This window comes from Oceanicola sp. 22II-s10i, from assembly GCF_002210105.1.
GTDB lineage: Bacteria > Pseudomonadota > Alphaproteobacteria > Rhodobacterales > Rhodobacteraceae > Pseudooceanicola.
The window spans coordinates 54,645-79,169 of record NZ_AQQU01000008.1 but is presented as its reverse complement, the minus strand read 5'-3'; the positions used below and the strand labels follow the sequence as shown (position 1 = coordinate 79,169).

At 66.7% G+C, this 24,525-nt stretch carries 26 protein-coding genes; 9 read left to right on the top strand and 17 right to left on the bottom strand.

The genetic code is table 11. The features are described 5' to 3' along the window. Positions 1–69: 69 nt before the first annotated feature. The 4 genes from purQ to purC all read right to left on the bottom strand — a co-directional run bounded on the left by purQ (position 70) and on the right by purC (position 3,376). Positions 70–738: a phosphoribosylformylglycinamidine synthase subunit PurQ gene (gene purQ / locus ATO6_RS18550; protein WP_088625529.1), complete on the bottom strand. Its 669-nt coding sequence runs from the start codon at positions 736–738 to the stop codon at positions 70–72. 11 nt (positions 739–749) lie between these two features. Further along, on the bottom strand, positions 750–1,787 hold the full coding sequence (locus tag ATO6_RS18545) for an alcohol dehydrogenase catalytic domain-containing protein (protein ID WP_088625528.1): 1,038 nt from the start codon (positions 1,785–1,787) through the stop codon (positions 750–752). 588 nt (positions 1,788–2,375) lie between these two features. Next, positions 2,376–2,603 carry a phosphoribosylformylglycinamidine synthase subunit PurS gene (gene purS, locus ATO6_RS18540; protein ID WP_088625527.1) on the bottom strand — a complete coding sequence of 76 codons (228 nt, stop codon included), beginning with the start codon at positions 2,601–2,603 and terminating at the stop codon, positions 2,376–2,378. Between the two features lie 11 nt (positions 2,604–2,614). After that, positions 2,615–3,376 (bottom strand): phosphoribosylaminoimidazolesuccinocarboxamide synthase, encoded by a 762-nt coding sequence (purC, locus tag ATO6_RS18535; protein ID WP_088625526.1) that lies wholly within the window; start codon positions 3,374–3,376, stop codon positions 2,615–2,617. A gap of 152 nt (positions 3,377–3,528) precedes the next feature. On the opposite strand from purC, the gene ATO6_RS18530 reads away from it, so the two are divergent. The 3 genes from ATO6_RS18530 (at position 3,529) to bmt (ending at position 6,994) form a co-directional block, all read left to right on the top strand. Continuing rightward, entirely contained in the window at positions 3,529–3,843 is a 315-nt protein-coding gene (locus ATO6_RS18530) for a DUF1476 domain-containing protein (protein ID WP_088625525.1), read from the top strand. Positions 3,844–4,028: 185 nt separating this feature from the next. Then, positions 4,029–5,933 (top strand): phosphatidylglycerol lysyltransferase domain-containing protein, encoded by a 1,905-nt coding sequence (locus ATO6_RS18525; RefSeq protein WP_141102039.1) that lies wholly within the window; start codon positions 4,029–4,031, stop codon positions 5,931–5,933. 50 nt (positions 5,934–5,983) lie between these two features. Beyond that, on the top strand, positions 5,984–6,994 hold the full coding sequence (gene bmt, locus ATO6_RS18520) for a betaine--homocysteine S-methyltransferase (RefSeq protein WP_088625523.1): 1,011 nt from the start codon (positions 5,984–5,986) through the stop codon (positions 6,992–6,994). A 13-nt stretch (positions 6,995–7,007) separates the two neighbouring features. On the opposite strand, the gene ATO6_RS18515 is transcribed toward bmt, so the two are convergent. Both ATO6_RS18515 and ATO6_RS18510 read right to left on the bottom strand, forming a co-directional pair. Beyond that, complete coding sequence (locus ATO6_RS18515; RefSeq protein ID WP_088625522.1) at positions 7,008–7,364, bottom strand: GFA family protein; 357 nt, start codon at positions 7,362–7,364, stop codon at positions 7,008–7,010. A 56-nt stretch (positions 7,365–7,420) separates the two neighbouring features. Next, a complete protein-coding gene (locus tag ATO6_RS18510) occupies positions 7,421–8,503 on the bottom strand; it encodes a PA0069 family radical SAM protein (RefSeq protein ID WP_088625521.1) in 1,083 nt (360 codons plus the stop codon). A gap of 244 nt (positions 8,504–8,747) precedes the next feature. Here ATO6_RS18510 and ATO6_RS18505 point away from each other — a divergent pair, with 244 nt between their 5' ends. Further along, positions 8,748–9,452 (top strand): B12-binding domain-containing protein, encoded by a 705-nt coding sequence (locus ATO6_RS18505; protein WP_088625520.1) that lies wholly within the window; start codon positions 8,748–8,750, stop codon positions 9,450–9,452. A gap of 81 nt (positions 9,453–9,533) precedes the next feature. Here ATO6_RS18505 and ATO6_RS18500 read toward each other — a convergent pair whose 3' ends face one another. Continuing rightward, the gene (locus ATO6_RS18500) at positions 9,534–9,998 is read right to left on the bottom strand and encodes a cupin domain-containing protein (protein ID WP_254919205.1); all 465 of its coding nucleotides are present in this window, start codon (positions 9,996–9,998) and stop codon (positions 9,534–9,536) included. An 86-nt stretch (positions 9,999–10,084) separates the two neighbouring features. On the opposite strand from ATO6_RS18500, the gene ATO6_RS18495 reads away from it, so the two are divergent. The 3 genes from ATO6_RS18495 to ATO6_RS18485 are packed head-to-tail and all read left to right on the top strand — an operon-like array spanning position 10,085 to position 11,893. Then, positions 10,085–10,711 carry a TetR/AcrR family transcriptional regulator gene (locus ATO6_RS18495; protein WP_176440996.1) on the top strand — a complete coding sequence of 209 codons (627 nt, stop codon included), beginning with the start codon at positions 10,085–10,087 and terminating at the stop codon, positions 10,709–10,711. Between the two features lie 31 nt (positions 10,712–10,742). Then, positions 10,743–11,381 (top strand): DUF1638 domain-containing protein, encoded by a 639-nt coding sequence (locus ATO6_RS18490; protein WP_088625517.1) that lies wholly within the window; start codon positions 10,743–10,745, stop codon positions 11,379–11,381. Further along, complete coding sequence (locus tag ATO6_RS18485; protein ID WP_088625516.1) at positions 11,378–11,893, top strand: hypothetical protein; 516 nt, start codon at positions 11,378–11,380, stop codon at positions 11,891–11,893. Before ATO6_RS18490 ends, ATO6_RS18485 begins: the two co-directional genes overlap by 4 nt. Before the next feature lie 102 nt (positions 11,894–11,995). On the opposite strand, the gene ATO6_RS18480 is transcribed toward ATO6_RS18485, so the two are convergent. From ATO6_RS18480 to ATO6_RS18465, 4 genes are all read right to left on the bottom strand, one after another. Next, positions 11,996–14,350 carry a TRAP transporter large permease subunit gene (locus ATO6_RS18480; protein ID WP_088625515.1) on the bottom strand — a complete coding sequence of 785 codons (2,355 nt, stop codon included), beginning with the start codon at positions 14,348–14,350 and terminating at the stop codon, positions 11,996–11,998. A gap of 13 nt (positions 14,351–14,363) precedes the next feature. After that, a complete protein-coding gene (locus tag ATO6_RS18475) occupies positions 14,364–15,257 on the bottom strand; it encodes a TRAP transporter small permease subunit (protein ID WP_088625514.1) in 894 nt (297 codons plus the stop codon). 92 nt (positions 15,258–15,349) lie between these two features. After that, positions 15,350–16,435: a TRAP transporter substrate-binding protein gene (locus tag ATO6_RS18470; protein ID WP_088625513.1), complete on the bottom strand. Its 1,086-nt coding sequence runs from the start codon at positions 16,433–16,435 to the stop codon at positions 15,350–15,352. A gap of 220 nt (positions 16,436–16,655) precedes the next feature. Continuing rightward, the gene (locus ATO6_RS18465) at positions 16,656–17,369 is read right to left on the bottom strand and encodes a FadR/GntR family transcriptional regulator (RefSeq protein ID WP_088625512.1); all 714 of its coding nucleotides are present in this window, start codon (positions 17,367–17,369) and stop codon (positions 16,656–16,658) included. Positions 17,370–17,629: 260 nt separating this feature from the next. Here ATO6_RS18465 and ATO6_RS18460 point away from each other — a divergent pair, with 260 nt between their 5' ends. Continuing rightward, positions 17,630–18,220 carry a PAS domain-containing protein gene (locus tag ATO6_RS18460; protein ID WP_088625511.1) on the top strand — a complete coding sequence of 197 codons (591 nt, stop codon included), beginning with the start codon at positions 17,630–17,632 and terminating at the stop codon, positions 18,218–18,220. 64 nt (positions 18,221–18,284) lie between these two features. Here ATO6_RS18460 and ATO6_RS18455 read toward each other — a convergent pair whose 3' ends face one another. From ATO6_RS18455 to ATO6_RS18435, 5 genes are all read right to left on the bottom strand, one after another. Beyond that, positions 18,285–19,283 (bottom strand): ABC transporter substrate-binding protein, encoded by a 999-nt coding sequence (locus ATO6_RS18455; protein WP_088625510.1) that lies wholly within the window; start codon positions 19,281–19,283, stop codon positions 18,285–18,287. A 29-nt stretch (positions 19,284–19,312) separates the two neighbouring features. Continuing rightward, positions 19,313–20,158: an ABC transporter permease gene (locus ATO6_RS18450; protein ID WP_088625509.1), complete on the bottom strand. Its 846-nt coding sequence runs from the start codon at positions 20,156–20,158 to the stop codon at positions 19,313–19,315. A gap of 214 nt (positions 20,159–20,372) precedes the next feature. Further along, positions 20,373–21,290 carry an ABC transporter permease gene (locus tag ATO6_RS18445; protein ID WP_088625621.1) on the bottom strand — a complete coding sequence of 306 codons (918 nt, stop codon included), beginning with the start codon at positions 21,288–21,290 and terminating at the stop codon, positions 20,373–20,375. Continuing rightward, positions 21,287–21,718: a GNAT family N-acetyltransferase gene (locus ATO6_RS18440; protein ID WP_088625508.1), complete on the bottom strand. Its 432-nt coding sequence runs from the start codon at positions 21,716–21,718 to the stop codon at positions 21,287–21,289. Before ATO6_RS18440 ends, ATO6_RS18445 begins: the two co-directional genes overlap by 4 nt. Then, positions 21,711–22,517, bottom strand: coding sequence for an ABC transporter ATP-binding protein (locus tag ATO6_RS18435; protein ID WP_088625507.1), 807 nt, complete (start codon positions 22,515–22,517; stop codon positions 21,711–21,713). Before ATO6_RS18435 ends, ATO6_RS18440 begins: the two co-directional genes overlap by 8 nt. Positions 22,518–22,577: 60 nt before the next feature. Between ATO6_RS18435 and ATO6_RS18430 the strand changes: the two genes are divergently transcribed. Beyond that, complete coding sequence (locus ATO6_RS18430) at positions 22,578–22,991, top strand: cupin domain-containing protein (RefSeq protein WP_088625506.1); 414 nt, start codon at positions 22,578–22,580, stop codon at positions 22,989–22,991. A 5-nt stretch (positions 22,992–22,996) separates the two neighbouring features. Here the strand turns inward: ATO6_RS18430 and hydA are convergent, their stop codons facing one another. Continuing rightward, the gene (gene hydA, locus ATO6_RS18425) at positions 22,997–24,457 is read right to left on the bottom strand and encodes a dihydropyrimidinase (protein ID WP_088625505.1); all 1,461 of its coding nucleotides are present in this window, start codon (positions 24,455–24,457) and stop codon (positions 22,997–22,999) included. Positions 24,458–24,525: the final 68 nt, after the last annotated feature.

Genomic DNA, 24,525 nt, shown 5'->3' with positions numbered 1-24,525 from the left:
GCCCGGTAAACTCCGGGGGAGTCCGGCCACAGGCCGGACGGGGGCAGAGCCCCCAACCTCAGCCCGCCGTCAGGCCGCGACCAGCGCGTCCATCAGCCCGGTGAACATGGCCCGGCCATCGGTCCCGCCATGCCCCTCGTCCGCCGCCCGCTCGGGATGCGGCATCATGCCGAGCACCCGCCGGTTCGCGCTCAGCACGCCCGCGATATCCCCGGCCGAGCCATTGGGGTTGTCGTTGTAGGTGAAGGCGATCCGGTCCTCCGCCTCCAGCTGCCGCAACAGCTCGTCGTCGGCCCGGTAGTTCCCGTCGTGATGCGCGATCGGGATCTGCAGCTCCGTCCCCGCGTTCCATGCCCGCGTGAAGACCGAGTCCGAGGTCCGCACCGTCAGCGGCACCGTGCGGCAGACGTATTTCAGGTTCGCGTTCCTGAGCAGCGCCCCCGGCAGCAGCCGCGTCTCGGTCAGGATCTGGAACCCGTTGCAGACACCGAGCGCATAGCCCCCCCGCTCCACATGGCGCTTCAGCTCCGTGCAGATCGGCGAATTCGCCGCGATCGCCCCGCAGCGCAGGTAGTCGCCGTAGGAGAACCCGCCCGGCACGCCTACGATATCCACCCCCTCGGGCAGCTGCGTGTCCTTGTGCCAGACCATCGTGACATCCGCCCCCGCACGCTCGAAGGCGACCTTGAGGTCACGGTCGCAGTTCGATCCGGGGAAAACGAGGACGGCGGCTTTCATGGGGGCACTCCCTAGCGCGTGAAGTCGGTGATGACCGCCACGCCCGGAGGCGTCGGGCCGTTGAACGCCGCAAGCTCCGCGCCTGTCCGGCTGAGCGGAATCTCCCGTGCGATGAGCGGGCTCATATCCACCTTTCCGGCGGTGATCAATCCAAGCAGAGAGGGATAGCGCCAGGCCGGCATCCCGCGCGTCCCGTAGACCGCGATATTGCCCTGATAAATGGCGCTCATGTTCACGTTCATACGCGCCGTATGCCCCACGGGCATCCCCACCTGCACATGCCGCCCAAGGGGCCGCAGGCACTCCAGCGACCCGTTCACCGTCGCCTCGATCCCGAGCGCCTCGACGCTCACATGCGCGCCGCCCCCGGTCAGTTCCTTGATCTGCGCCCCGACATTGCCGTCCTTCGCGTTCACGGCTGCGTCGATCCCCAGCGACAGCGCATGGTCCAGCTTCTCCTGCACCACATCCACCACGATCACATGCGCCCCGAGCGCACGCCCCAGCAGAGCCGCCGACAGCCCGATCCCGCCGGTCCCGTGCACCGCCAGCCATTCACCGCCCTGAAGCGCCGCGCGCCCCGTCAGCGCGTGCCACGAAGTCGTCACCCGGCACCCCAGCCCCGCGGCCAGTGTCGGGCTCATCCCCTCCGGCAGCCGGGCGAGGTTGTGATCGCGCGGCACCGCCACGTATTCGGCAAAGGCCCCTGGCTCGATGAAGCCCGGCAGCCGCTGGTCCAGACAGGTGTTCTGCGCCCCCATCTGGCACTGCGGACAGGTCCCGCAGGCGAGGATGAACGGCGCGACCAGCACGTCGCCCACCTTCCAGTTCGACGCGGGCCCCGCCTCGACCACCTCGCCGCAATACTCGTGCCCGCCGATCTGCCCCGGCTTCACCCGCGGATGCTCGCCCGTCCAGCCATGCCAGTCGCTCCGGCAGACCCCGCAGGCCAGCACCTTCAGCACCACCCCGTCCTCGGGACAGGACGGCATCGCCACATCCTCGATGCTCAGGTCTTCGTTGTAGGCGCGCAGAACGGCGGCTTTCATCGGCAGGTCCTCCCTTGTCCCTTTCCGGCACAATCCAGCCCCCGATCCCGGAAATCAAGCGCCACGCGGAACCCCGCCCCGCTCCGACGCGTTCTCAGGGTCCCCCACCCCGACCGCATGTCAAACGGGCAAGACGGTACGGTGAACAAGGCGATTTTCCCGTTTTCCCGCCTTGGCGCCAACGCACCGGCAGACGAGCACCTGTCCCGTCTGCGGCCGGGGCCCCCGCCAGAGCAGGTCCCCTGCTTCTTCTGGTTCCAAATACCTTCGGGGGGCGCGGTCGCAGACCGCGAGGGGCAGACAGCCCCCCTCCGCACCCTCCATCCCATGCAAAGCTTTCACAGATGCACAGGACCGCAAACCTCACGCAGGGCGCCCTCGGGTCCCAGCCGTGCAAGTCGGCCATGGTCAGCGACACCTGCGCAGCCGGTCACAGCGACGCACTCGCGATACCGACTGCAGGTCCAGCGGGTTGCGAGGCACGCATACCGATTCGCCCGGCCCCGCCGCGCGGCCCGGTTCACACAGTCTCGCTCTCTGGGAATTCACGACACCCGCAGGGCGGGGATCACCCCGCCCGTCCGGCGGTCACATCTCGACCGAGTAGCTCTCGATCACGGTGTTGGCGAGCAGCTTCTCGCACATCTCTTTCACGGTCGCCTCGTCGGTGCCCTCTGCCAGGTCCAGCTCGATCACCTTGCCCTGGCGGACACCCTGAACGCCCGAGAACCCGAGCGAGCCGAGGGCGTGGCGCACGGCCTCGCCCTGCGGGTCCAGAACGCCGTCCTTCAGCATTACATGCACGCGCGCCTTCATCTCGGGCCCTTTCAGTTGATCAGCGTCGGCTTGGTCATCTTGGTCGGCTCGTTCGGGATCACCCCGAGCCGCCGCGCGACCTCCGTGTAGGCATCCGTCAGCGATCCCAGATCGCGGCGGAACACGTCCTTGTCCAGCTTCTGCCCGGTCTCGATGTCCCACAGGCGGCAGCTGTCGGGGCTGATTTCATCAGCAACGACAAGACGTTGATAGTCGCCATCATAGACCCGGCCGATCTCGATCTTGAAGTCCACCAGCCGGATGCCGACCGCGATCATCACGCCGGACAGGAAGTCGTTGACCCTGAGCGCCAGCGCCAGGATGTCGTCCATGTCCTGCTGGGACGCCCAGTTGAACGCCGCGATGTGCTCCTCGGTCACCATCGGGTCGCCCAGCTTGTCGTCCTTGTAGTAATACTCGACGATCGGCCGCGGCAGCGCGGTGCCTTCCTCGATCCCCAGCCGCTTGGCCAGCGATCCGGCGGCATAGTTGCGCACGACCACTTCCAGCGGAATGATCTCGCAAGACCGGCACAGCTGCTCGCGCATGTTCAGGCGGCGGATGAAGTGGGTCGGCACGCCTATCGCGTTGAGACCGGTCATGAAAAACTCGCTCAGGCGGTTGTTCAGGACGCCCTTGCCCTCGATCGTGGCGTGCTTCTGCGCGTTGAAGGCGGTCGCGTCGTCCTTGAAGTACTGGACGATCGTGCCCGGCTCGGGGCCTTCGTAAAGGATCTTCGCCTTGCCTTCGTAGATTTTCTTGCGCCGTGCCATGGGCTCTCCGATCCGGCGGCGGGCCGAGTCCCGCCTGTCGCGCCCTCATATGTCATGGGCGGCATTGTCGCAAGCAATGGCGGGGGCAAAGGCTTGCGCCAGAGCGCGCGGCAGGCCATATCGTGGGAAATCATGCCGCAAGGGGACCTGACATGAGCACTTTCGACGACCGCGAGAACGCCTTCGAGAACAAGTTCGCGCATGACGAGAACATGCGTTTCAAGGCCGAGGTCCGCCGCAACAAGCTGGTCGGTCTCTGGGCCGCCGGCCTGCTGGGCAAGTCCGGCGACGATGCCGAGGCCTACGCCAAGGAGGTCATCAACTCCGACTTCGAGGAAGCCGGGATCGAGGACGTGGTGCGCAAGCTGTCCGGCGACCTGGGCGACAAGGCGGACGACGCGATGATCCGCGCCAAGATGGAAGAGATGCTGATCGTGGCCAAGGGTCAGCTTGTCTCGGAAAGCTGAACCATTTCAGCGCCCTGCCGGGCACTGCCGACCAGTGTGATGACGTTTGAGATGGGGCGCTTCGTGCGCCCCATACTTTTGTATGATGTCCCCGCCCAAGAACTGCCTTAAAGAAGCCCTACCGCGTTAAGCGGCCAGTAACGCACCGGGCCTATCTCGGGCCGTGAGAGTGTGGAGGGACAGACTTGCAGGCAGGAAAACTGCGCGCCGCACGGGCGCAGCGGATCATTCGTTTGGCCGCCCCCATCGGGTTGGGCATCATCTGTATCGTGGCATTGAGCGACCGGCTCGAGGGGCTGGATGCCGCCTCTGTGCGCGGTGCCGTCGGGGCGATCACGCCGCTCCAGTGGCTTGCCGCGCTGGCGGCGACGTCCCTCAGCTTCTGGTCGCTGGGGCGCTATGACGCGGTGGTGCACCGGCACCTGCGCACCGGCGTCCGCACAAGTGCCGCCCTGCGCTCCGGCGCGGCGGCCATCGCACTGTCGCAGGTGCTGGGGATGGGCGTCGTGACCGGTGCGCTGGCGCGCTGGCGGATGCTGCCCGGCCTCAGCCCCCTCGACGCCGCCCGCGTGTCGGCTTTGGTCGCTGTGTCGTTCATGGGGGCCTGGGCGGTGGTGACGGCGCTGGTGACGCTGGCCTTTCCCGTCGCCGCCCTGCCATGGTTCACATCCCCGGCCGTCCTGGCCATGGCCCTCGGCCTGGCCCTGACCGCCTTCTTCGTTCCGACACTGCCGTTCTTCGGTCGTCGGATCGACCTGCCCAGCCTGCCCGCGCTGACGGCGATCCTCGGCTTCACCGCGCTGGACACCGCTGCCGCGGCGCTCGCGTTCTACATGCTCCTGCCGGCCGGCCTCGCGCCCGATCCCGGCACCGTCTTCGCCGCCTACCTGCTCGCCCTCGGCGCCGCGCTGGCGACCGGCACGCCGGGCGGCGTCGGGCCGTTCGAACTCGCGCTTGTGGCGCTGCTGCCAAGTGTCCCGGATGCCGAACTGCTGGCCAGCATCGTGGCCTTCCGCGCCGTCTACTACGCGCTGCCCGCATGTCTGGCGCTGGTGCCGATGGCGCGACCCTTCCGCCGCGGCATGGCCGCCCGCAGCCGCCCGCGCCTGTCGCCCGAGGCGCCGCGCGACATCGCGCTGGCCACGCGGGCCGAATTGGGGGTCGCCCGGCAGAACGGCGCCCGCGGGCTCGAGGCGCGCGGCGCCCGCGCCGCCGTAATCGGCACCGCACAGGCCCTCAGCCTGCTCTTCGCCCCCACGCGCGGGCGGCTCAGCGCCCTGTTGCCTGCCCTTCACGCAGAGGCTGAACGCACCAACAGAACCCCCTGTCTCTACAAGATTTCCGCGCGTGACGCCGCGCTGGCCCGCCGCGCCGGATGGCGCGTGGCCCGGATCGCGGACGAGGCGGTGATCGCCCCTGCCGCCTTCGACCTCTCCGGCTCCACACACCGCCAGCTGCGGCGCAAGCTGCGCCATGCCGAAAAGGCGGGCGTCACGGTCCGTCACGGCCTGACCCTGCCCCTCGGCCATCTCAGCCGCATCGACCGCATCTGGTCCAAGGCCCATGGCGGCGCGCGCGGCCTGACGGTCGGCCTGTTCGATCCCGCCTATGTCGAAACCCAGCGGGTCTATCTGGCCGAACAGGACGGCGCGCCAATCGCCTTCGTCACCTTCCACGAGGGCCCGGCGGAATGGACGCTCGACCTGATGCGTCACCTGCCCGACCTGCCCGACGGCACGATGCAGAGCCTGATCGCAACCGCCCTGGCCGATGCCCGCGCAGCCGGGGTGCCCCGCCTTTCTCTGGCCGCAATGCCCGCCCGACCGGCGTGTGAAGGACGCCTGACCGCCCGCCTGCGCGCCGAGATCGCGCAGCGCAGCGGTGGCGCCGGGCTGATCCGCTTCAAATCCGCCTTCGCCCCGCGGTGCGAACCGCTCTACGCCGCCGCACCGACCCGCGCCGGGCTGGCGCTGGCGCTCGCGGATCTGGCCCGTGCGATCCGCGCGACTTCGACCGAACCGCGCCCGTCGCCGCTTGCGCGGCCAAAGGCGCTGGCGGCCCGCGCCATTGCCTTTCGACGCCGGACATGAGACACCGGGCACGACCCTGACATCGCCCAGACATTGACCGGAGCCGCATTATGACCGACGCCCTGACCCGCCTTCTGAAAGATCGCGACTGGCTCATGGCGGACGGAGCAACCGGCACCAACCTGTTCAACATGGGCCTCGGCGCGGGCGATGCGCCCGAGCTCTGGAACGTGGACGAACCGGAAAAGATCAAGACGCTCTACGCCTACGCCGTGAATTCAGGCAGCGATATCTTCCTGACCAACAGCTTCGGCGGCAACGCCGCCCGTCTGAAGCTGCACGACGCGCAGGGCCGGGTGCGCGAGTTGAACCGTGTCGCCGCCGAACTGGGCCGCGAGGTTGCGGACGCCTCGGGCCGCACGGTCGTCGTCGCCGGCTCCGTCGGCCCCACGGGCGAGATCATGGCCCCCATGGGCAGCCTGACCCACGCCGCCGCCGTCGAAATCTTTCACGAACAGGCCGAGGGCCTGAAGGAAGGCGGCGCGGACGTGCTGTGGCTGGAAACGATCTCCGCCCCCGAGGAATACAGGGCCGCCGCCGAAGCCTTTGCCCTGGCGGACATGCCGTGGTGCGGCACGATGAGCTTTGACACCGCGGGCCGGACCATGATGGGCCTGACCTCGGCCGACATGGTGTCGATGGTCGAAAAGCTGCCGAACCCGCCGATCGCCTATGGCGCCAACTGCGGCGTCGGCGCGTCCGACCTGCTGCGCACCGTGCTGGGCTTTGTCGCACAGGGGTCCGAGCGGCCGATCATCTCCAAGGGCAACGCCGGGATCCCCAAGTATGTCGACGGGCACATCCATTACGACGGCACGCCGGAACTGATGGCCGATTACGCCTGCCTCGCCCGCGATGCCGGGGCCACGATCATCGGCGGCTGCTGCGGCACGATGCCCGAGCATCTGGAGAAGATGCACGAGGCGCTCAGCACCCGCCCGCGCGGTCCGCGCCCGACGCTCGAGGATATCGCCACCCGACTGGGCGGCTTCTCGTCGGCCAGCGACGGGACGGGCGACGACGGCCCCAAGCGCGAACGCCGCAGCCGCCGCCGCGCCTGAGTCTTCTGGCCGGTCACATGGACGCGCCGTCGTAGGCCGTCACGGACAGCGCGCGCGGATCGACGCCTTTCAGGCAGTTGACGTTCACAGCCACCACCGGCTTGCCGTCGGGCATCTGTCCGTAGGCAAAGCTCTGCACCCCGCAGGTCTTGCAGAACAGGTGGCGGATGACGTTGTTGTTGAACAGATATTCCGTCGTCTCGCCCTCGCCCGACTTCAACCTGAATGCCTCGGCCGGGGCAAAGGTCAGGGTGAACCCCATCGGCTTGCAGCGCGAGCAGTTGCAGACGATCGCCTGGTCGAGATCGACGTCGACCTCGTAGCTGACCTTGCCGCACTGACATCCGCCTTCGTAATGCTGAGCGCTCATCGTCACCTCCATTATTTAACACATAAGTTAATTAATGGCGCTGCCCTCGTGCCAAGTCAACACGGATCCCCGAACAGGTCGCCTTGCCGGGTATCCAGCCGCGGCGCCCGGAACAGGTCACAGCGCAGCTCGGGCTGCGGCCGGTCCAGCCCCAACCGTCGGGCGGCCGCCTTGAAGCGCTGCGCGATGATCCCGGCATAGTGCCCCTCGCCCCGCATCCGCTTGCCCCATTCGGCGGAGTAGTCCCGGCCCCCGTGCATCTCGCGCACCCGCGCCATGACGCGGGCCGCCCGGTCGGGGTAGTGCTCGGCCAGCCAGTCACGGAACAGCGGAGACACCTCCAGCGGCAGGCGCAGCATGATCCAGCTGGCCGCGACGGCCCCCGCTTCGGCCGCCGCTTCCAGCATCCGTTCCAGCTCGTGATCCGTCAGGCCCGGCACCAGCGGCGAAGTCATGACCCGCACCGGGATCCCGGCCTCGGTCAGCGTGCGGATCATCCGCAACCGCATCGCGGGCGCAGGCGCGCGCGGCTCCATCCGGCGGCTCAGGTCCGCGTCCAGCGTGGTCATCGAGACCCCGACCCGCACGAGCCCCTGTTCCGCCAGCCCGGCCAGCAGGTCGATGTCCCGCAGGATCAGGCGCCCCTTGGTGACGATCCCCACCGGATGCCGCGTCTCGGCCATCAGCTCCAGCAACGACCGGGTGATCGCGTAACGCCCCTCGACCGGCTGGTAGGGGTCGGTGTTCGTTCCCATGGCAATCGGCGCGACGCGGTAGGACTTCGACGCCAGTTCCTTGCGCAGGATACGGGCCGCGTCTGGCCGGGCGATCAGCCGCGTCTCGAAATCCAGACCGGGCGACAGGCCGAGGTAGGCATGGCTGGGCCGGGCGAAACAGTAGATGCAGCCGTGTTCGCAGCCGCGATAGGCGTTGACCGAGCGATCGAAGGGCAGATCGGGCGAGCTGTTGAAGGTCAGCACCCGGCGCGGCACCTCCTCGGACACTTCGGTGCGCAGCACGGGCAGTTCATCGTCATAACCGAACGCCTCGTCCTCCGTCTCCGACCGCAGGCGGTCGTAGCGGTTGGCCGGGTTCGACGCCGCGGCGCGGCCGGGGGTTCTGACGATTGGGCGGTCCATGCCTCAACCTGGAACATTACGGGAACATCGACAAGCCCCCTGCACGCAAAGACGGCAGAACCCCGCCTGAGGGCATGATCTGCATGAGGATTTTTCAACACTCTGGCAGGCACAATCAGTCTATAGGTCGGTTGAACCACCGCCCATGTCGTAATCTGGCCAGTCGAAATGCCGGTTTTGACAGATGGGTTGGGAAACCCTCTCATCCCGGACTCAATGCCCGGCCACCAAGGATAGACGACCCATGTCCGACGAAGACGACGAGATCATCCTCTCCGAACTCGACGACGACGAACTTGTGCAGCAGATGTTCGACGACCTCTACGACGGTCTCAAGGAAGAGATCGAAGAGGGCGTGAACATCCTGCTCGAGCGCGGCTGGACTCCCTACGACATCCTGACCAAGGCGCTGGTCGGCGGGATGACCATCGTCGGCAACGACTTCCGCGACGGCATCCTGTTCGTCCCCGAGGTGCTGCTGGCCGCCAACGCGATGAAGGGCGGCATGTCCATCCTCAAGCCGCTGCTGGTCGAAACCGGCGCCCCCCGGATGGGCAAGATGGTCATCGGCACCGTCAAGGGCGACATCCACGATATCGGCAAGAACCTCGTCGCCATGATGATGGAAGGCGCAGGGTTCGAGATCCTCGATCTCGGGATCAACAACTCGGTCGAGAAGTATCTCGAGGCGCTGGCCTCGGAACAGCCCGACATCCTCGGCATGTCGGCCCTGCTGACGACGACGATGCCCTACATGAAGGTCGTGATCGACACGATGAAGGAACAGGGCATCCGCGACGATTATATCGTGCTGGTCGGCGGCGCGCCCCTGAACGAGGAATTCGGCAAGGCCATCGGCGCCGACGCCTATTGCCGCGACGCGGCCGTGGCGGTCGAGACGGCGAAAGCCTTCGTCGCCCGCAAGCACAACCAGGGCGTGGCGAGCTGAGCCGAGCCTGCCGACAGGCGGAACGAAATGGGGCCCGGACGCAAGTCCGGGCCCTTCTTTATGAAATTGCCTTAACTGAATTCAGGCGCCAGCGGGCGCGACCACCTTCATGCCGACCTTCTCGGCCATCGCCACGACACGGGCCACGTCCGGTGGGCCGTCCATCGGCTGCGGCATGGTCGTATCGTCCGGCACCTCGACACCGAGCCCTGTGAAAAAGGTATCGTGCATCTCGCCGGGCGCGTTCAGGATCAGCACCCGGCCGGGCGTGTCTCCGGTGGCCGAAAAGGCATGCACGGCCCCATCGGGCACCCGGACGTGATCGCCGGCCTTTGCCTCGAACACCTTGCCGTCGACCATGAACTCGAACGTGCCCTCCAGAATGTGGAACGCCTCCGTCTCGCCCGCGTGATGGTTCGGCGGTGCGCCGCAGCCCGGCGGGACGACGGCTTCGACAAGGCAGTACTTGCCCTGCACATCCGCCGGGAAGGCGTGGAATTTCATCAGGATCCCGAGAACTTCATAAGTGCGATGGCGGTCGGTCATATGGTCTTTCCTCTGAAATGCGATTCTTGTATTCATGATACATGCGTCTCATATTGAGACAAGAGTCTCATTTAAGAAAGGTGCACATGGCAGGCCAAGACACGCGGCAGGTCCCGGATACGACCCGGGACCGCAGTGCACAGAAGTCCCGGACGCGCGAGGCGATCCTCGCCGGCGCACGCGAGGTGCTGGCGCGGGGCGAACCGGTGACGGTCAATGCCGCGGCCGAGGCCGCAGGCATTTCGCGCGCGACCGCTTACCGCTACTTTTCGGACCCCGCCGTGCTGGCCGCCGAGGCGGGGCTGGCAGTGCAGGTCTGGCCCTACGACAAGGTGATCGAGGGCACCGTCACCTCGCGCGAGAAGGTGCTGGCGGTGTCGCTCTACATCTTCGACCTGTCCGTCCAACACGAAACCGCGTTCCGCACCTTCCTCGCCCGCAACCTCGACGCATGGATCGCCGAAAACGGGAAACGCTCGCTACGCGGCGCGCGCCGGGTGCCGATGTTCGAGGCCGCGCTGGACGCCGACCGGCACCGGCTGTCGGACGGCGACTTCCGCGATCTCGTCAGCGCGCTGACGCTCGCAACCGGCAGCGAGGCGATGCTCGCCCTGCACGACATCGCCGAGGTCAGCGGCGAGGATGCGCGCCGGGCGGTCCGCGTGATCGCCGAGGCGCTGCTGGACCGCTACCTCGGCCCCGCGCCATCTTGACCGCGCGGCGGCGCGCTGCCACATGGCGGATATGGAGCTTCCCGACGACAGCGCGCTGACACGGACCGGCCTTGCCGCCAGCGGCGAGGGCAAGGTCCTGCTGCTGGCCTGCGGGGCGCTGGCGCGCGAGGTCCTGGCGCTGATCCGGCTGAACGACTGGCAGCTCTACGACCTGCACTGCCTGCCCGCCATCCTGCACAACCACCCGGAACGGATCGGTCCGGCGGTGGAACAGGCGGTCGAACGCTTCCGCGCGGATTACGACGACATCTTCGTGCTCTATGCCGACTGCGGCACCGGCGGGCAGCTTGAAACGACCTGCGACCGGCTGGGGATCGAGATGCTGGCAGGGCCGCACTGCTACAGCTTCTTCGACGGCGATGCGGCCTTTGCCGCGCGGGACGAGGTGACGGCCTTCTACCTGACCGATTTCCTCGCCCGCCAGTTCGAGACTTTCGTCATCAAGCCGCTCGGCCTCGACAGGCATCCGGAGCTGCGGGACATGTATTTCGGCAATTACGACCGGCTGGTCTATCTCGCCCAGACCGAGGATCCGGCGCTGACGGCTCAGGCCGAGGCGGCGGCGCATCGGCTCGGCCTCGCGTTCGAGCGTCGCTTCACCGGCTACGGCGACCTTGCCACGGCGATGGCCGCCCGCGCCGGGGCATGAGCCGCCCCGCGCTCACCGCCGATTGCGGCAACTGTGCCGCGCTCTGCTGCGTGGCGCTGGCATTCGACCGGGGCGAGGACTTCGCCATCGACAAACCGGCGGGCACCCCCTGCCCCAATCTTGCCGGTCACGCCTGTTCGATCCACGCCCGCCTCGATGCCACCGGCTTCGCTGGCTGCGTCCGCTACGACTGCACCGGCGCCGGGCAGCGGGTCACGCAAGACCTCTTCGCGGGCAAGAGCTGGCAGGACGATCCCGCGCTGCTGGCCCCGATGATGGCCGCTTTCAGCGACATGCGCGCCGTCCACCGCCGCTTGGAACTGCTGACCGCCGCCGAGGCCCTGCCCCTCGCCAAGGACGACGCGGCGACCCGCGACCGGCTCGATCGCGCGCTCTGGCCCGACGCCCTCGCGTCGGAAACCCTCGCCGGTTTCGACCACGGGCCGATGGCCGCCGAAATCGACGCCTTCATCGCCAGCCTGCACCGCTACGTCCCCGCGCGCCGCGGCTGAACCGCCGCCGACGGCCCCGCACAGCCGCAGGCGGCGCGAGGCACGAAAGAACAAAGCCGCGCCCGAAGGCGCGGCTTTTCCTTCAGGTCAGACCCGGCCCGTTCAGTTCGGCATCAGGTCCGGCACGATGGTCACGATGGACGGTACGAACCACAGCAGCGCCAGCCCCGCGACCTGGATCAGCACGAAGGGCACGATCCCGCGGTAGATATGGCCGGTCGTCACCGATGGCGGCGCGACCCCGCGCAGGTAGAACAGCGCGAAGCCGAAGGGCGGCGTCAGGAACGAGGTCTGCAGGTTCACCGCGATCATGATCGTCACCCATTTCGGGTCGAACGTGCCGCCGTAGATCACCGGCCCGACGATCGGGATCACGATGTAGATGATCTCGAGGAAGTCGAGCACGAAGCCGAGGATGAACAGCACCAGCATCACGATCAGGAAGACCTGGAACTCGCTGTCGAAGCTGCGCAGGAACTGCTGGATGTAATGCTCGCCCCCGAAGGAGATCACCACGAGGTTCAGCAGCTGCGACCCGATCAGGATGGTGAACACCATCGAGGTCACCTTGGCCGTCTCGCGCACCACCGGGCTCAGCACCGAGGTGCGGTAGAGCGTCCAACCCGCATAGGCCAGGCCAAAGGCGGCATAGAGGAAGGCCGCGTAGGCGACGAGGAAGGCGATCCAGTTCTCCAGCCCGACCTGGCTCTGGTTGATGCGCACGTCGAAGTTGGCGCCGATCAGGATCATGATCACCACCGCGAAGGTGGAGTTGATGATGATCTTGCCGGTGCGGTTCTCTTCCTTGAGCTTGCGATAGGCCGCCAGCATGATGGCCCCCGCCGCCCCGAGCGCCGCAGCCGGCGTCGGGTTGGTGATCCCGCCGAGGATCGAGCCCAGAACGGCGACGATCAGCACCAGCGGCGGGAAGACCACGCGCACCAGTTCGTTCTGCGCCAGACGTCCCGCCGCGTGTCGCATGCCCCAGAGCGCCACCAGCACCGGCAGCGCGATGATGAGCACCGTCGACATCGGCGATGTCGTGGGCCTAACGAAGAAGACGTCCGCCAGAAGGATCGCCACCGCCCCCGCCGCGCCGATCATCAGCGGCTCGGCCGCGTCGGCGGGCTTCACGCCGCGGGCGAAGGCGAAGGTCAGCAGGAACACCAGCGCGAGGATCGACAGCCCGGTCCCGATCGGCGCGGCGGCGGCCAGCTTGGCGGCCCGTGCCTCTTCGATCTGCTCGGGTGTCAGCGCGACGCTGGCCTGTGCCCCGCCCGACTCCTCGATGGCGCGCTGCTGCTCGAGGGCCAGATCCCATTTCTCTTGCCCGTGCAGCTCGATCATCGCGGCCTGACAGCTTTCGCTGACATTGGTGCGCAGGACCGCGCCCTCGGTGCCTTCGGAATAGCTCGACACCGTCAGGTCCTGCGAGCCGACGACGTTGACCTCGTAGAGCAGGAACAGCGTCCCGATCAGCAGGACCGGCGCGAAGATGAACCAGGTCAGGCCCTCGGCGCGGGTGATCGTCTCGCCGCCGCTGTATTCGACATGGACCGCGGGCGCCTTGGAGGGGTTCAGCAGTGCATAGACGAAGGCGTAGCCAGCATAGAGCACCGCCAGCAGCACGCCGGGCAGCATCGCCGCCTGGAACAGCGTGCCGACCGACACCACCGCCGGACGGCCCAGGTAAGTCAGCGCATCGGAACAGCCGAAGCTCTGCGCACGGGTCTCCTGCGCGGTCGAGTAGAGATCGCCCGCAAGCGTGCCCAAGAGGACGATGACGATGGAGGGCGGAATGATCTGCCCGAGTGTCCCCGAGGCCGCGATGACCCCGGTGGACAGCTCGGGCGAATAGCCGTTGCGCAGCATCGTGGGCAGCGACAGCAGGCCCATCGTGACAACGGTCGCGCCGACGATCCCGGTCGAGGCGGCCAGGAAGGCGCCGACGACGACGACCGACACGGCCAGACCCCCCGGCAGCGGGCCGAAGATCCGCGCCATGGTCGTTAGCAGGTCGTTGGCGATCTTGGAGCGTTCCAGCGTGATGCCCATCAGGACGAACATCAGCACGGCAAGCAGCGTCTCGATCGACTGGCCGGCAAAAACCCGTTCGTTCATCCGGTTCACGATGAACGACAGGTTCCGGTCGATCGCGACCTCCCACCCCCGGTCGAATATCGGCTGCGCGATGGTCGGCAGATCCGGGTATCGGAAGGTCGAGACTGAATCCGGCCTCACCCCCGTCGCCAGGACGTCCTTGTAGGCCTGGGTCGAGGTGTCGACCACGTAATGCACCAGTGTGCCGGTGGAATCGAGAAAGGCGATGATGGCGAAGGCGATGACGCCCGCACCGGAAATCGCGAAAGCCACCGGGAAGCCCGACAGGATCCCCGCGAAGAGGCTCAGAAATACGATCAGCAGGCCGATCTCGACGCCATCAAGTCCGAAAAGCATCCGCCTCTACCCCTCAGTGTGTGCCTTCGTAGGCTTCTTCGCCCTCGCCCAGCGTGTCGCGGTCGAGGTATTTGTCCTTCGAGCCCTCGCCCTCCACGAATTCGAGGAACGAGCGGTAGAAGAAGGCGACGGCCTGCAACATCACCAGCGCGACGAAGCAGAGCATCAGGATCTTGAACAGGAAGTAGCCGTTGAACCCGTCCGGGCTGAACGCGATGGTTTCCACGTTCCATTTCACGATCCGCGCCTTGCGCAGCATCAGATCCAGCTGATCGCTGGCCGAAACCTTGGGCGTGATCAGGTGCCGCCACAGGAAGAACCAGGCGTACATCCACGTCAGCACCGCCGCCGGGATCATGAAGAAGAGCGAACCGAACATATCGATCACCCGCTTGGCGCGGTGCTTCAGCGGCGCATAGACCAGATCGACCCGCACGTGCCCGCCCTGGATGAAGGTGTAGGACACGCAGAGCGCGATGACGACCGCGTTCCAGAACTTCAGCCCTTCGGACCACCAGCCGACCGACTGGCTGATCCCGAGGCCGATCGGCGCCACCGTGATCTCGCCCAGTCGAAAGATGGACTGCAGGAAGACCACCATGGTCTGGATCGCCACCATGATCAGACCGGCCCATGCGGCAGTCCGGCCGAGCGTGTTGGCAAAGCCCTCCAGCACCCGGACGCAGCCCCACATGAACGGCCGCCAGATCAGCCCGATGATCGTGACGACAAGGAAGATGTCGAACACGACGAAGAACAGCTCGACCGAGCCGCCGTAGTAGACGAAGCGCAACAGGTTTTCCGGATCCGACCAGTCCAGCCAGAGGCCGGTGTGGGTCAGCGCGTAGAACAGGTTGTAGAATCCGAGGCCGATATTCGTCGCGAGCCAGCCAAGTGCATCCAGCATCGTGCGTCCCCCATGTGATAAGGCTGCGCACGTGTGGTGCGCAGCCCTGATCTGTCAGTCCCCGCAGACCTCAGTTCTGCAGGGCGCGCCGGTCACGAGCCGGTCACGCGTGCCCGCTGGCGGGTGTAGGTGCCGTCCGACTTGGACACCCAGCCTGCGGTGTTGGCCATCGACTCGTCCACGGACTTGCGGATCTTGGCGAAGATCTCGTCACCCATGAAGCCGTCCAGAACCTCTTTCGAGGCCGCGCCGAAGGCGTCCCAGACGTCGTCGGTGAACTCGTGCACCTGCGTGCCGCCCTGCTGCAGGCGGGCCAGCGCCGGGCCGTTGTTCGCGATGAACACCGCATAGTTGTGCTGATGCGCGTCGGCCGCGGCCTTTTCGATGATCTTCTGATGCTCGGGCGACAGGCCGTTGAAGACGTCGAGGTTCACGCCCACGGACAGTGCCGCGCCCGGCTCGTGGAAGCCCGCGGGATAGTAGTGGTCGCAGACCTCCTGCAGGCCCAGCTTCTCGTCCGACCACGGGCCGATCCACTCGGTCCCGTCCAGCGCGCCGGTGGACAGGGCCTGGTAGATCTCGCCGCCGGGGATGTTCTGGACGGATGCGCCCAGTTTCGCCAGCGCCTGGCCGCCGAGGCCGGGCATGCGGAACTTGAGGCCCTTGAAATCGTCTGCCGAGTTGATCGGGTTGCGATACCAGCCGCCACCCTGTGCCGCGGTCTGACCGGCGATGAACGGCTTGATGCCGAAGACTTCGCCCAGTTCGTGGTGCAGCGCCATGCCGTCCTGTGCGTAGTACCACACCATGATTTCCGGCGCGGTCATGCCGAACGGAACTGCGGTGAAGAACGCCCATGCGGGGTGCTGACCGACCCAGTAGTAGTCTGCGCCGTGGTAGACGTCCGCCTGACCCGCGGTCACGGCGTCAAAGCTTTCCAGCGCGCCCACAAGTTCGCCGCCGGCCTTGGCGTCGATGGTCAGGCTGCCGCCCGACATCTCGGAGCAGTTGTTGGCGAAGCGTTCCACCGAATCCCACACGCCGGCGAGCCCGCGCGGCCAGGTGGTGACCATTGTCAGAGTCGTGTTGCCCTGCGCGATGGCCGGAGCGGCCAGCGTGGTTGCCGCAGCGGCACCGCCGCCGAGCGCGGACGTCTTTAGAAAGGACCGACGATCCATGAATTTCCTCCCGTTTGCACTTATGCGGGTATGGGTCCCGCACTTTTGTTACAAGTGTTCGGAAGTTAGCGGCGAATTCCGTACCGCGAAACATCAAACTTTAGGCAAATGTGCGATTTTCGGGGGTGTTTCTGAGATTTTCGTGATCTGACCTTGAATTACGTTAGGTAAATGCCAAGGCCATCAGGCGATTAAAACGTTCGTTCGGCACGTGACTGAATCATTGCGCGATAAATCGTTTCAGAACCTCGGCCTCCTGCCCCTCCATCAGCGTCTCGGCAGTGGCCATGTGATCGGACATCACCAGACGGGCCCGGTCCGCATCGCCGATCCTCAGCGCCTCGACCAGTTCCATCTGATAGGCGCGGCCCTTGGCCCACAGTTCATGGTTCGGCGGCTCGTAGAGCTTTCGGTAGACCGTCAGGTCCGACAGGATCTGCGCCATGAACCCGATCAGGAACCCCAGCAGTTCGTTGCCCGCGAAACTGGCCAGAAGCTGGTGGAACCGCAGCGACGACACATGCTGTTCGCGCTCCTCCTCGACCGATGTGGAGGGGCGCGGATAGGTGGCGATCACCGCCTCCAGCCGCACCAGCCGCTCCTCGTCCAGCCTGCCCGCCAGCGACGCGGCCAGTTCCGGTTCCAGCAGGCGGCGCAGCTGGTAGATGTCGTGCAGCGTCAGGTCGCGGAAGTAGAAGTAGTTGCCCAGCAACGCCCGCGCCCGTTCCTGCGAGACCTCGTGCACGAAGTTGCCGCCGCCGGGCCCGGTCCGGGTGACGATCAGCCCCTGCGCCTCGAGGATGCGCATCGCTTCGCGGATGGTGCCCTTGGCCATGCCGAAGCGCTCCATCAGCTCTGCCTCGCCCGGCAGCCGGTCGCCCTTGCGCAGACCCTGCGCCACGACCAGTTCCTTGATCGCCTCGGCCACGCGCACGGGGCGCGACCGCCGCCTGACCTCTTCCCTGTCGGCTTCGTCCCTCAGCGCGGTGTCTCCCCTTTCGAAAGTCGGGCCAGACTAGACCGCGCGGGGGTGCGCCACAAGATAATCCATCATGATCAATTCCCCGCGCCCCGCCCTGCCGTCCCCTGCCTTACCCAACGAAAGCGCACGAATTTGTGGGAAAGACAGGCTTGATCGATTCGGCCTGATGTCTTAGGCGAACGCCTTTCCGTTCACTCCCGACCCGATACGCCATGGACCATATTCTTGCGAAAGAGGGGCTCAGCACCCAGGCTGTTGCCGAAATCACCAATCACATCGCGCAGCGCGCCAATATCAGCGCGCAGCTCATCGACCGCGCGGGGCGCATCATCGCCACGAACCAACGTGGCCTCGACCTGCTGGGGTCAGGGGCCGCGGACGTGTTCGGTCAGCATCACGGCGCGGTCTGGACGACCGATACGGATGCCGCCGGACAGGATCCCGTCGCGGCCGCCTTTGCCGGGCGCAGCGTGACCTTCGCCGGCCACCCGCAGGGCGCGCCTTCCCCGCACTGGACGATGGAAGCGCTGCCGCTGGAGCATGACGGCGCAGAGGTCGCGACGGTCCTGCTGCTGGCCACACCCGCCGGGGACACCACGCCGGACGCCGCGCCCGACGCCGGGCTGCGCGACCTGATGCACAAGCTCGCCAACCTGACGTCGATTTCGCTCAGCGCCGCGCGCCTCCTACAGCGGGGTGTGGACACTTCCGTTGCGGCCAGCCTTGCGGCCGAACTCGAAACGGCAGCCACCGAAACGCAGGATGCGCTGGAGGGCGTCCGGTCCCTGTTGGGCGAGTTGTAAGGCGGCGCGAAACGAAAAAGGGCCACGCAGCGCGCGGCCCCTTCCCTGCAGATCGCAGCGGGCGTTACTGAAGCGCCGCGTCCGTGATCTCGTGCGTCCAGGCGCCTTCCGGCTGCTTGCTGATGACCGGGTCCGACCCGCCCGCCAGCAGCGTGTCCACGGTCCGCTGGAAGTCCTCTTCGGCCAGCGCGCCGTTCGAGCCCGCAGTCAGCTTGGCGATCTCGCCCATCATCCGCTTCTGGTGGGCCTCGGTCTGGGCGCCGGTCTCGTCATATTCCAGCACGATCTCGGCGGCCTCGCCCGGGTTCTCCTCGGCGTATTTCCAGCCCTTCATCGAGGCGCGGACGAACTTGACCATCTTCTCCTTGAACATCTCGTCCTTGAGGTTCTCCTCGAGCACGTAGATCCCGTCCTCGAGCGTCGCCACGCCCATGTCCTCGTACTTGAAGGTCACCAGCTCGTCCTCGCTGACGCCCGCATCCAGAACCTGACCGTATTCGTTGTAGGTCATGGTCGAAATGCAGTCCGCCTGACGCTGGATCAGCGGATCGACGTTGAAGCCCTGCTTGAGCACCGTCACGCCGTCATCGCCGCCATCGGTGGAAATGCCTTCCTGGGACATCCACGACAGGAACGGATATTCGTTGCCGAAGAACCAGACGCCGATGGTCTTGCCCTTGAAGTCCTGCGGCCCGGTGATGCCGGTGTCCTTCCAGCAGGTCAGCATCAGGCCCGACGACTTGAACGGCTGCGCGATGTTCACCACCGGAAGGCCCTTTTCGCGTGCCGCCAGCGCCGAGGGCATCCAGTTCAGCATCGCGTCGGCCCCGCCGCCCGCCAGCACCTGCGGCGGCGCGATGTCAGGCCCGCCGGGCAGGATGGTGACCTCGAGGCCCTCTTCCTCGTAGAACCCCTTTTCCAGCGCCACGTAGTAGCCCGCGAACTGGGCCTGCGTGACCCACTGCAGCTGCAGCTTGACGGAATTGTCGGCATGCGAGGCCGCCATCGCGGGCCCCGTCGCCAGTGCGAGGGCCATCGCGGCCCCGGCCAGAAGTTTCTTCATTATTAGCTCCCTTGTTGAGTTGCTTGTCGTTACCGCCGTTGCGACGGATGCCAGAACGTGACCCACCGTTCGATGAGCGCCACGATACCGTAGAAGGCGGATCCGGCCAGAGCGGCCACGACGATCTCGGCCCAGACCATGTCGAGCGCGAGTTGCCCGACGGATGTTGATATGCGGAACCCCATCCCCACAATGGGCGAGCCGAAGAATTCCGCCACGATCGCGCCGATCAGCGCCAGCGTCGATGAAATTTTCAGCCCGTTGAAGATGAAGGGCATCGCCGCCGGCAGGCGCAGTTTCCAGAAGCCCTGCCAATAGCTTGCGGCCCATGTCTTCATCTGGTCGCGCTGCATCTGGGTGGTCTCGCTCAGGCCCGCGACGATGTTCACCAGCATCGGGAAGAACACCATCAGCACGACCACCGCCGCCTTGGACTGCCAGTCGAACCCGTACCACATGACGAGGATCGGCGCGGTCCCGACGATGGGCAGTGCTGCGACGAAACTGCCGACGGGCAGCAGGCCCCGGCGCAGGAAGTCGCTGCGGTCGATCAGGATCGCGGTCAGGAAGGCCGCCGTGCAGCCGATGGCATAGCCCGACAGCGCGCCCTTCAGGAAGGTCTGCCGGAAATCCGCCCAGAGGGTCGGGGTTTCGCGGCTGATCCGCGCCACGATCTCGGTCGGGGCGGGCAGGATGACGCCGGGCACGTTCAGGCCGCGCACGATCAGTTCCCACATCACCAGCAGCGTCAGGCCGAAGATCAGCGGCACGCCGAGTTGCACCGCGCGGGTGCCGGAGGCCGAGCCATTGGCGAGGCGCACGTTCAGGAGCCACAGGAGGGCCCAGAGCACGAGGGCGGCGGCAACGAGGGTCATGCGCGGTTCTCCCCATCCAGGGAGGACAAACTACACTCCGCCCCCGCCCGGGACATCGTCCCGGGCAGCGCCTGCCTGCCCCCCGGCAGGCGCTTCAAACCTTTCCGAATGTGAAACGGTCGGAGCAAAGCACGACTCCCGCGCATTTGTTGTTCGCAGCACTCCAGCGCCAGCCCAGGCAGACGCTGCCCTGCGCCATATCCGCCCACGCCGCTCATCTCCCCAGCCCCATCCGCCGCAGCGTCGCCCGCTCCATACCGGCGATCAGGGCCACCAGAATGGCGGCAAGGATCGCGGTGGCGAAGAGCGCCGACCATATCTGGATCGTCTGCCCGTAGTAGCTCCCCGTCAGCAGCCGCGCGCCGAGGCCACGCACCGCCCCGGTCGGCAGCTCGCCCACGATGGCCCCGACCAGCGAGGCGGCGATCCCCACCTTCAGGGAGGCGAAGAGATAAGGCACCGAGGCCGGCAGCCGCAGCTTCCAGAACGTCTCGCCCCGGCTGGCGCTGTAGGTCCTGAGCAGGTCGAACTGCATCGCGTCCGGGGACCGGAGCCCCTTCACCATTCCGACGACCACCGGGAAGAACGAAAGGTAGGCGCTGATGATCGCCTTTGGCACCAGCCCCTGAACGCCCACCGAGTTCAGCACCACGATGATCATAGGCGCGATGGCGAGGATCGGGATGGTCTGGCTGGCGATGGCCCAGGGCATGACGCTCATGTCCATGGCCCGCGAATGCACGATGCCGACCGCCAGCACGATCCCGGCCACGGTGCCGATGGCAAAGCCCAGAAGCGTCGCCGAAAGGGTCACCCAGCCGTGGTAGATCAGGCTGCGCTTGGACGTCACCTTCTTCTCGACCGTGGTGTCCCAGAGCTCCGCCACCACCTGGTGCGGGGCGGGCAGGCGCGGCTTATCCTGCGCCAGCGTATCGCCCCACTGCCCCGGATTGGCCAGCGCCAGCCCGATGGCCGACATGTCGCGCCGCACCGCCGCGCCCTCGGGCGTGACCGCGACCCCGGCCCTTTCCGCATCCGTCAGGGCGGTGTGGATGTTCATCGGCACGCAGGCGAGATACCACAGCGCCACGATGACGGCGACGACGACCACGACGGGAAAGACCTGCCTCACCGCCGCCACTCCATCCTGATCTCGGGCACCGTCTCGGGCGGTTCCGCCGCATGGCGCGACACCTCGGCAAACCCCTCGCGGCGATAGAACCGCTGCGCGTCCAGATTGGGCACATGCGTGTGCAGCCACAGCATGTCGCGCCCGTCCTTCACCCGGTCCATGAGCGTCTTGCCAACCCCGCGTCCGCGCTCCCTGACATAAAGCGCGCCGATCCTGAGCGTCACCGGATCGAGCGAGAGGTAGCCGCAGACCGGCTCGCCCGCGACCCAGATCTCGCGTTCGGGCAGCGCGTCCCGGATGAACCGCGTGATCCCCTCGGGCGGCATGTCGCGCGGCATCCAGTCGGTCTCGTCCACCCAGGCGTTGGCGATGGCGGCCATCGCAGGGACGTCCACCGGACCCGCGCGTCTGACGGCCGCGTCAGTCATAGGCATGCCCCGCCCGCAGCCCTTCCCGGACTCTGTGTGCGATTTCAAGGAATTCCGGCGTGTCCCTTATGTCCAGCGGACGCTCGCGCGGCAGCGGGCTCTCGATCACGTCGGTGATCCGCCCCGGACGCGGCGACATCACCACGATCCGCGTCGACAGATAGACCGCCTCGGGGATCGAATGGGTGACGAAGCCGATGGTCTTGCCGGTCCGCGACCACAGCTTCAGCAGTTCCTCGTTCAGGTGATCGCGCACGATTTCGTCCAGCGCGCCGAAGGGTTCGTCCATCAGCAGGATGTCCGCGTCGAAACTCAGCGCCCGCGCGATGGAGGCCCGCTGCTGCATCCCGCCCGACAGCTGCCAGGGGAACTTGCCGCCGAATCCTTCCAGATCAACCAGTTCCAGAACCTTCTTCACGCGTTCTTCGCGCTCGGCCCTGGAAAACCCCATGATCTCAAGCGGCAGCTTGATGTTCCCCGCGATGGTCCGCCACGGATAGAGCCCCGCCGCCTGAAAGACATAGCCATAGGCCCGCGCCCGCCGCGCCTCGTCCGGCGTCATCCCGTTCACGGTCAGCGTCCCGCCGGTCGGCGTCTCAAGCGCCGCGATGCACCGCAGGAAGGTCGTCTTGCCGCAGCCCGACGGCCCGATGAAACTGACGAAGTCGCCCTTGCCGATATCCAGGTCCACGCCCTTCAGCGCATGCACCGGCCCGTCGTTCGTCTGGAACGTCAGGTCCAGCCCGCGTGCCGCGATCACCGGCGCCGCCGTCCCTGCCGTCTCAGTCACTTCCGTCATCCCCGCACTCGTCATCCGTGGTAAATTCCGCCCGTCCAGTCACGCCAGAGGGAGTCGGCCATGACAGTCCAGAACCCGCCCGCCTGCCACAAGGTCCGCCCCGGCGGCACCTATTCCGGCCGTCAGGGGTTTGATTACTTCGAAGGCATCGCCCGCGAAACCACCGGCGCGCAGGGGCTCTGCATGCACCTGCTGACGATCCCGCCCGGCGCCCGCGCCAAGGCGCACAAGCACGCCACCCATGAAACCGCGATCTACGTGATCGAGGGCGCGGCCAGCATGTGGTGGGGCGACCGGCTGGAGCATCGCATGGACGTCACGGCCGGCGATCTGATCTACATCCCCGCCGGCGTGCCGCACCTGCCGGTCAACCTGTCCGACAGCCCCGCCGTCGCCGTCATCGCCCGCACCGACCCGAACGAGCAGGAGAGCGTCGTCCTCCTGCCCGAACTGGACGCGCTGGTGCCGGGCTGAGCGCATCAGATCCCCGCCGGGATGTTCATCGGATCGCGCTGCACGCTGCGCGGCGAGTTCAGTTCCTTCCAGCGCGACAGCGCCTTCGCGGCCGACGAGAACGCCGGACGCGGCACGAACCGGCCCCGGCCCGGCTGCGGCTGGCTGTTCTGGCCCCAGGCCCAGATCACCTCGCCCCGGCTGATCGTGTAACGCGGCTGCGCCGTCACCTCGAAGCCCTCGAACACGTTGTAATCGAGGATCGAGTGATGGTTCGACGCGCTGATCGTCTTGGAGATCTTCGGATCCCACACCACGATATCCGCATCCGCCCCGGGCACCAGCGCACCCTTGCGCGGGTACATGTTCAGGATCTTGGCGATGTTGGTCGAGGTGACGGCGACGAATTCCTCGGGCGTCAGCCGTCCGGTCTCCACGCCCCGCGTCCAGAGCACGCCAAGTCTTTCCTCCAACCCGTTGGTCCCGTTGGGGATCTTGGTAAAGTCCCCGACCCCCATCTTCTTCTGATCCGAATTGAACGCCGCGTGGTCCGTCGCCACCACCTGCAGCGACCCCGCCTGCAGCCCGGCCCAGAGCCCGTCCTGATGCTCCTTGCCCCGGAACGGCGGCGACATGACCCGCTGCGCCGAATGCAGCCAGTCCTTGCTGAGGTATTCGTCGTCATCCAGCGTCAGGAACTGCGCCAGGGGCTCGCCATAGACGCGCATCCCCTTCTGCCGCGCCCGCCGGATCGCCTCGTGCGCCTGCTCGCAGGACACGTGCACGATATAGAGCGGCGTCCCCGCCGCATCCGCGATTGTGATCGCCCGGTTCGCCGCCTCGCCCTCGAACTCCGGCGGACGGGACCGCGCGTGCCATTCCGGCCCGGTCTTGCCCTCGGCCAGGAACTTCTTCTGCATCAGGTCCACGAGGTCGCCGTTCTCCGCATGGACCATCGGCAGTGCGCCCAGCTCCCGGCAGCGCGAGAACGAGGCGAACATCTCGTCGTCCTCGACCATCAGCGCGCCCTTGTAGGCCATGAAGTGCTTGAACGAGTTCACCCCGTTGTCGACGGCGTATTTCATCTCGTCGAAGATCAGCTCGTTCCAGCCGGTGATCGCCATGTGGTAACCGATGTCGGAACAGATCTGCGGCGCCGACTTGCGGTGCCATTCGTTGATCGCGTTCTTGATCGACCCGTCTTCGCCCGGCAGGCAGAAATCCACGACCATCGTCGTCCCGCCACAGGCCGCGGCCCATGTCCCCGTCTCGAAGGTCTCGGCCGCCGTCGTCCCCATGAACGGCATCTCCAGATGCGTATGCGGGTCGATCCCGCCGGGGATCACATAGGCCCCTTCCGCATCGACGTATTCGTCGCCCTTCAGGTTCTCCCCGATCTCGGCGATCGTTTCGCCCTCGATCCGGATATCGCCCTCGAACTGGCGGTCCGCCGTGACGATCGTGCCGCCCTTGATGACCTTGCTCATCCTGAAACTCCCTTCGGGGTCGCCACCGCGCCCCCTGCTTCTTCTGGTTTCAAATACTTTCGGGGGGT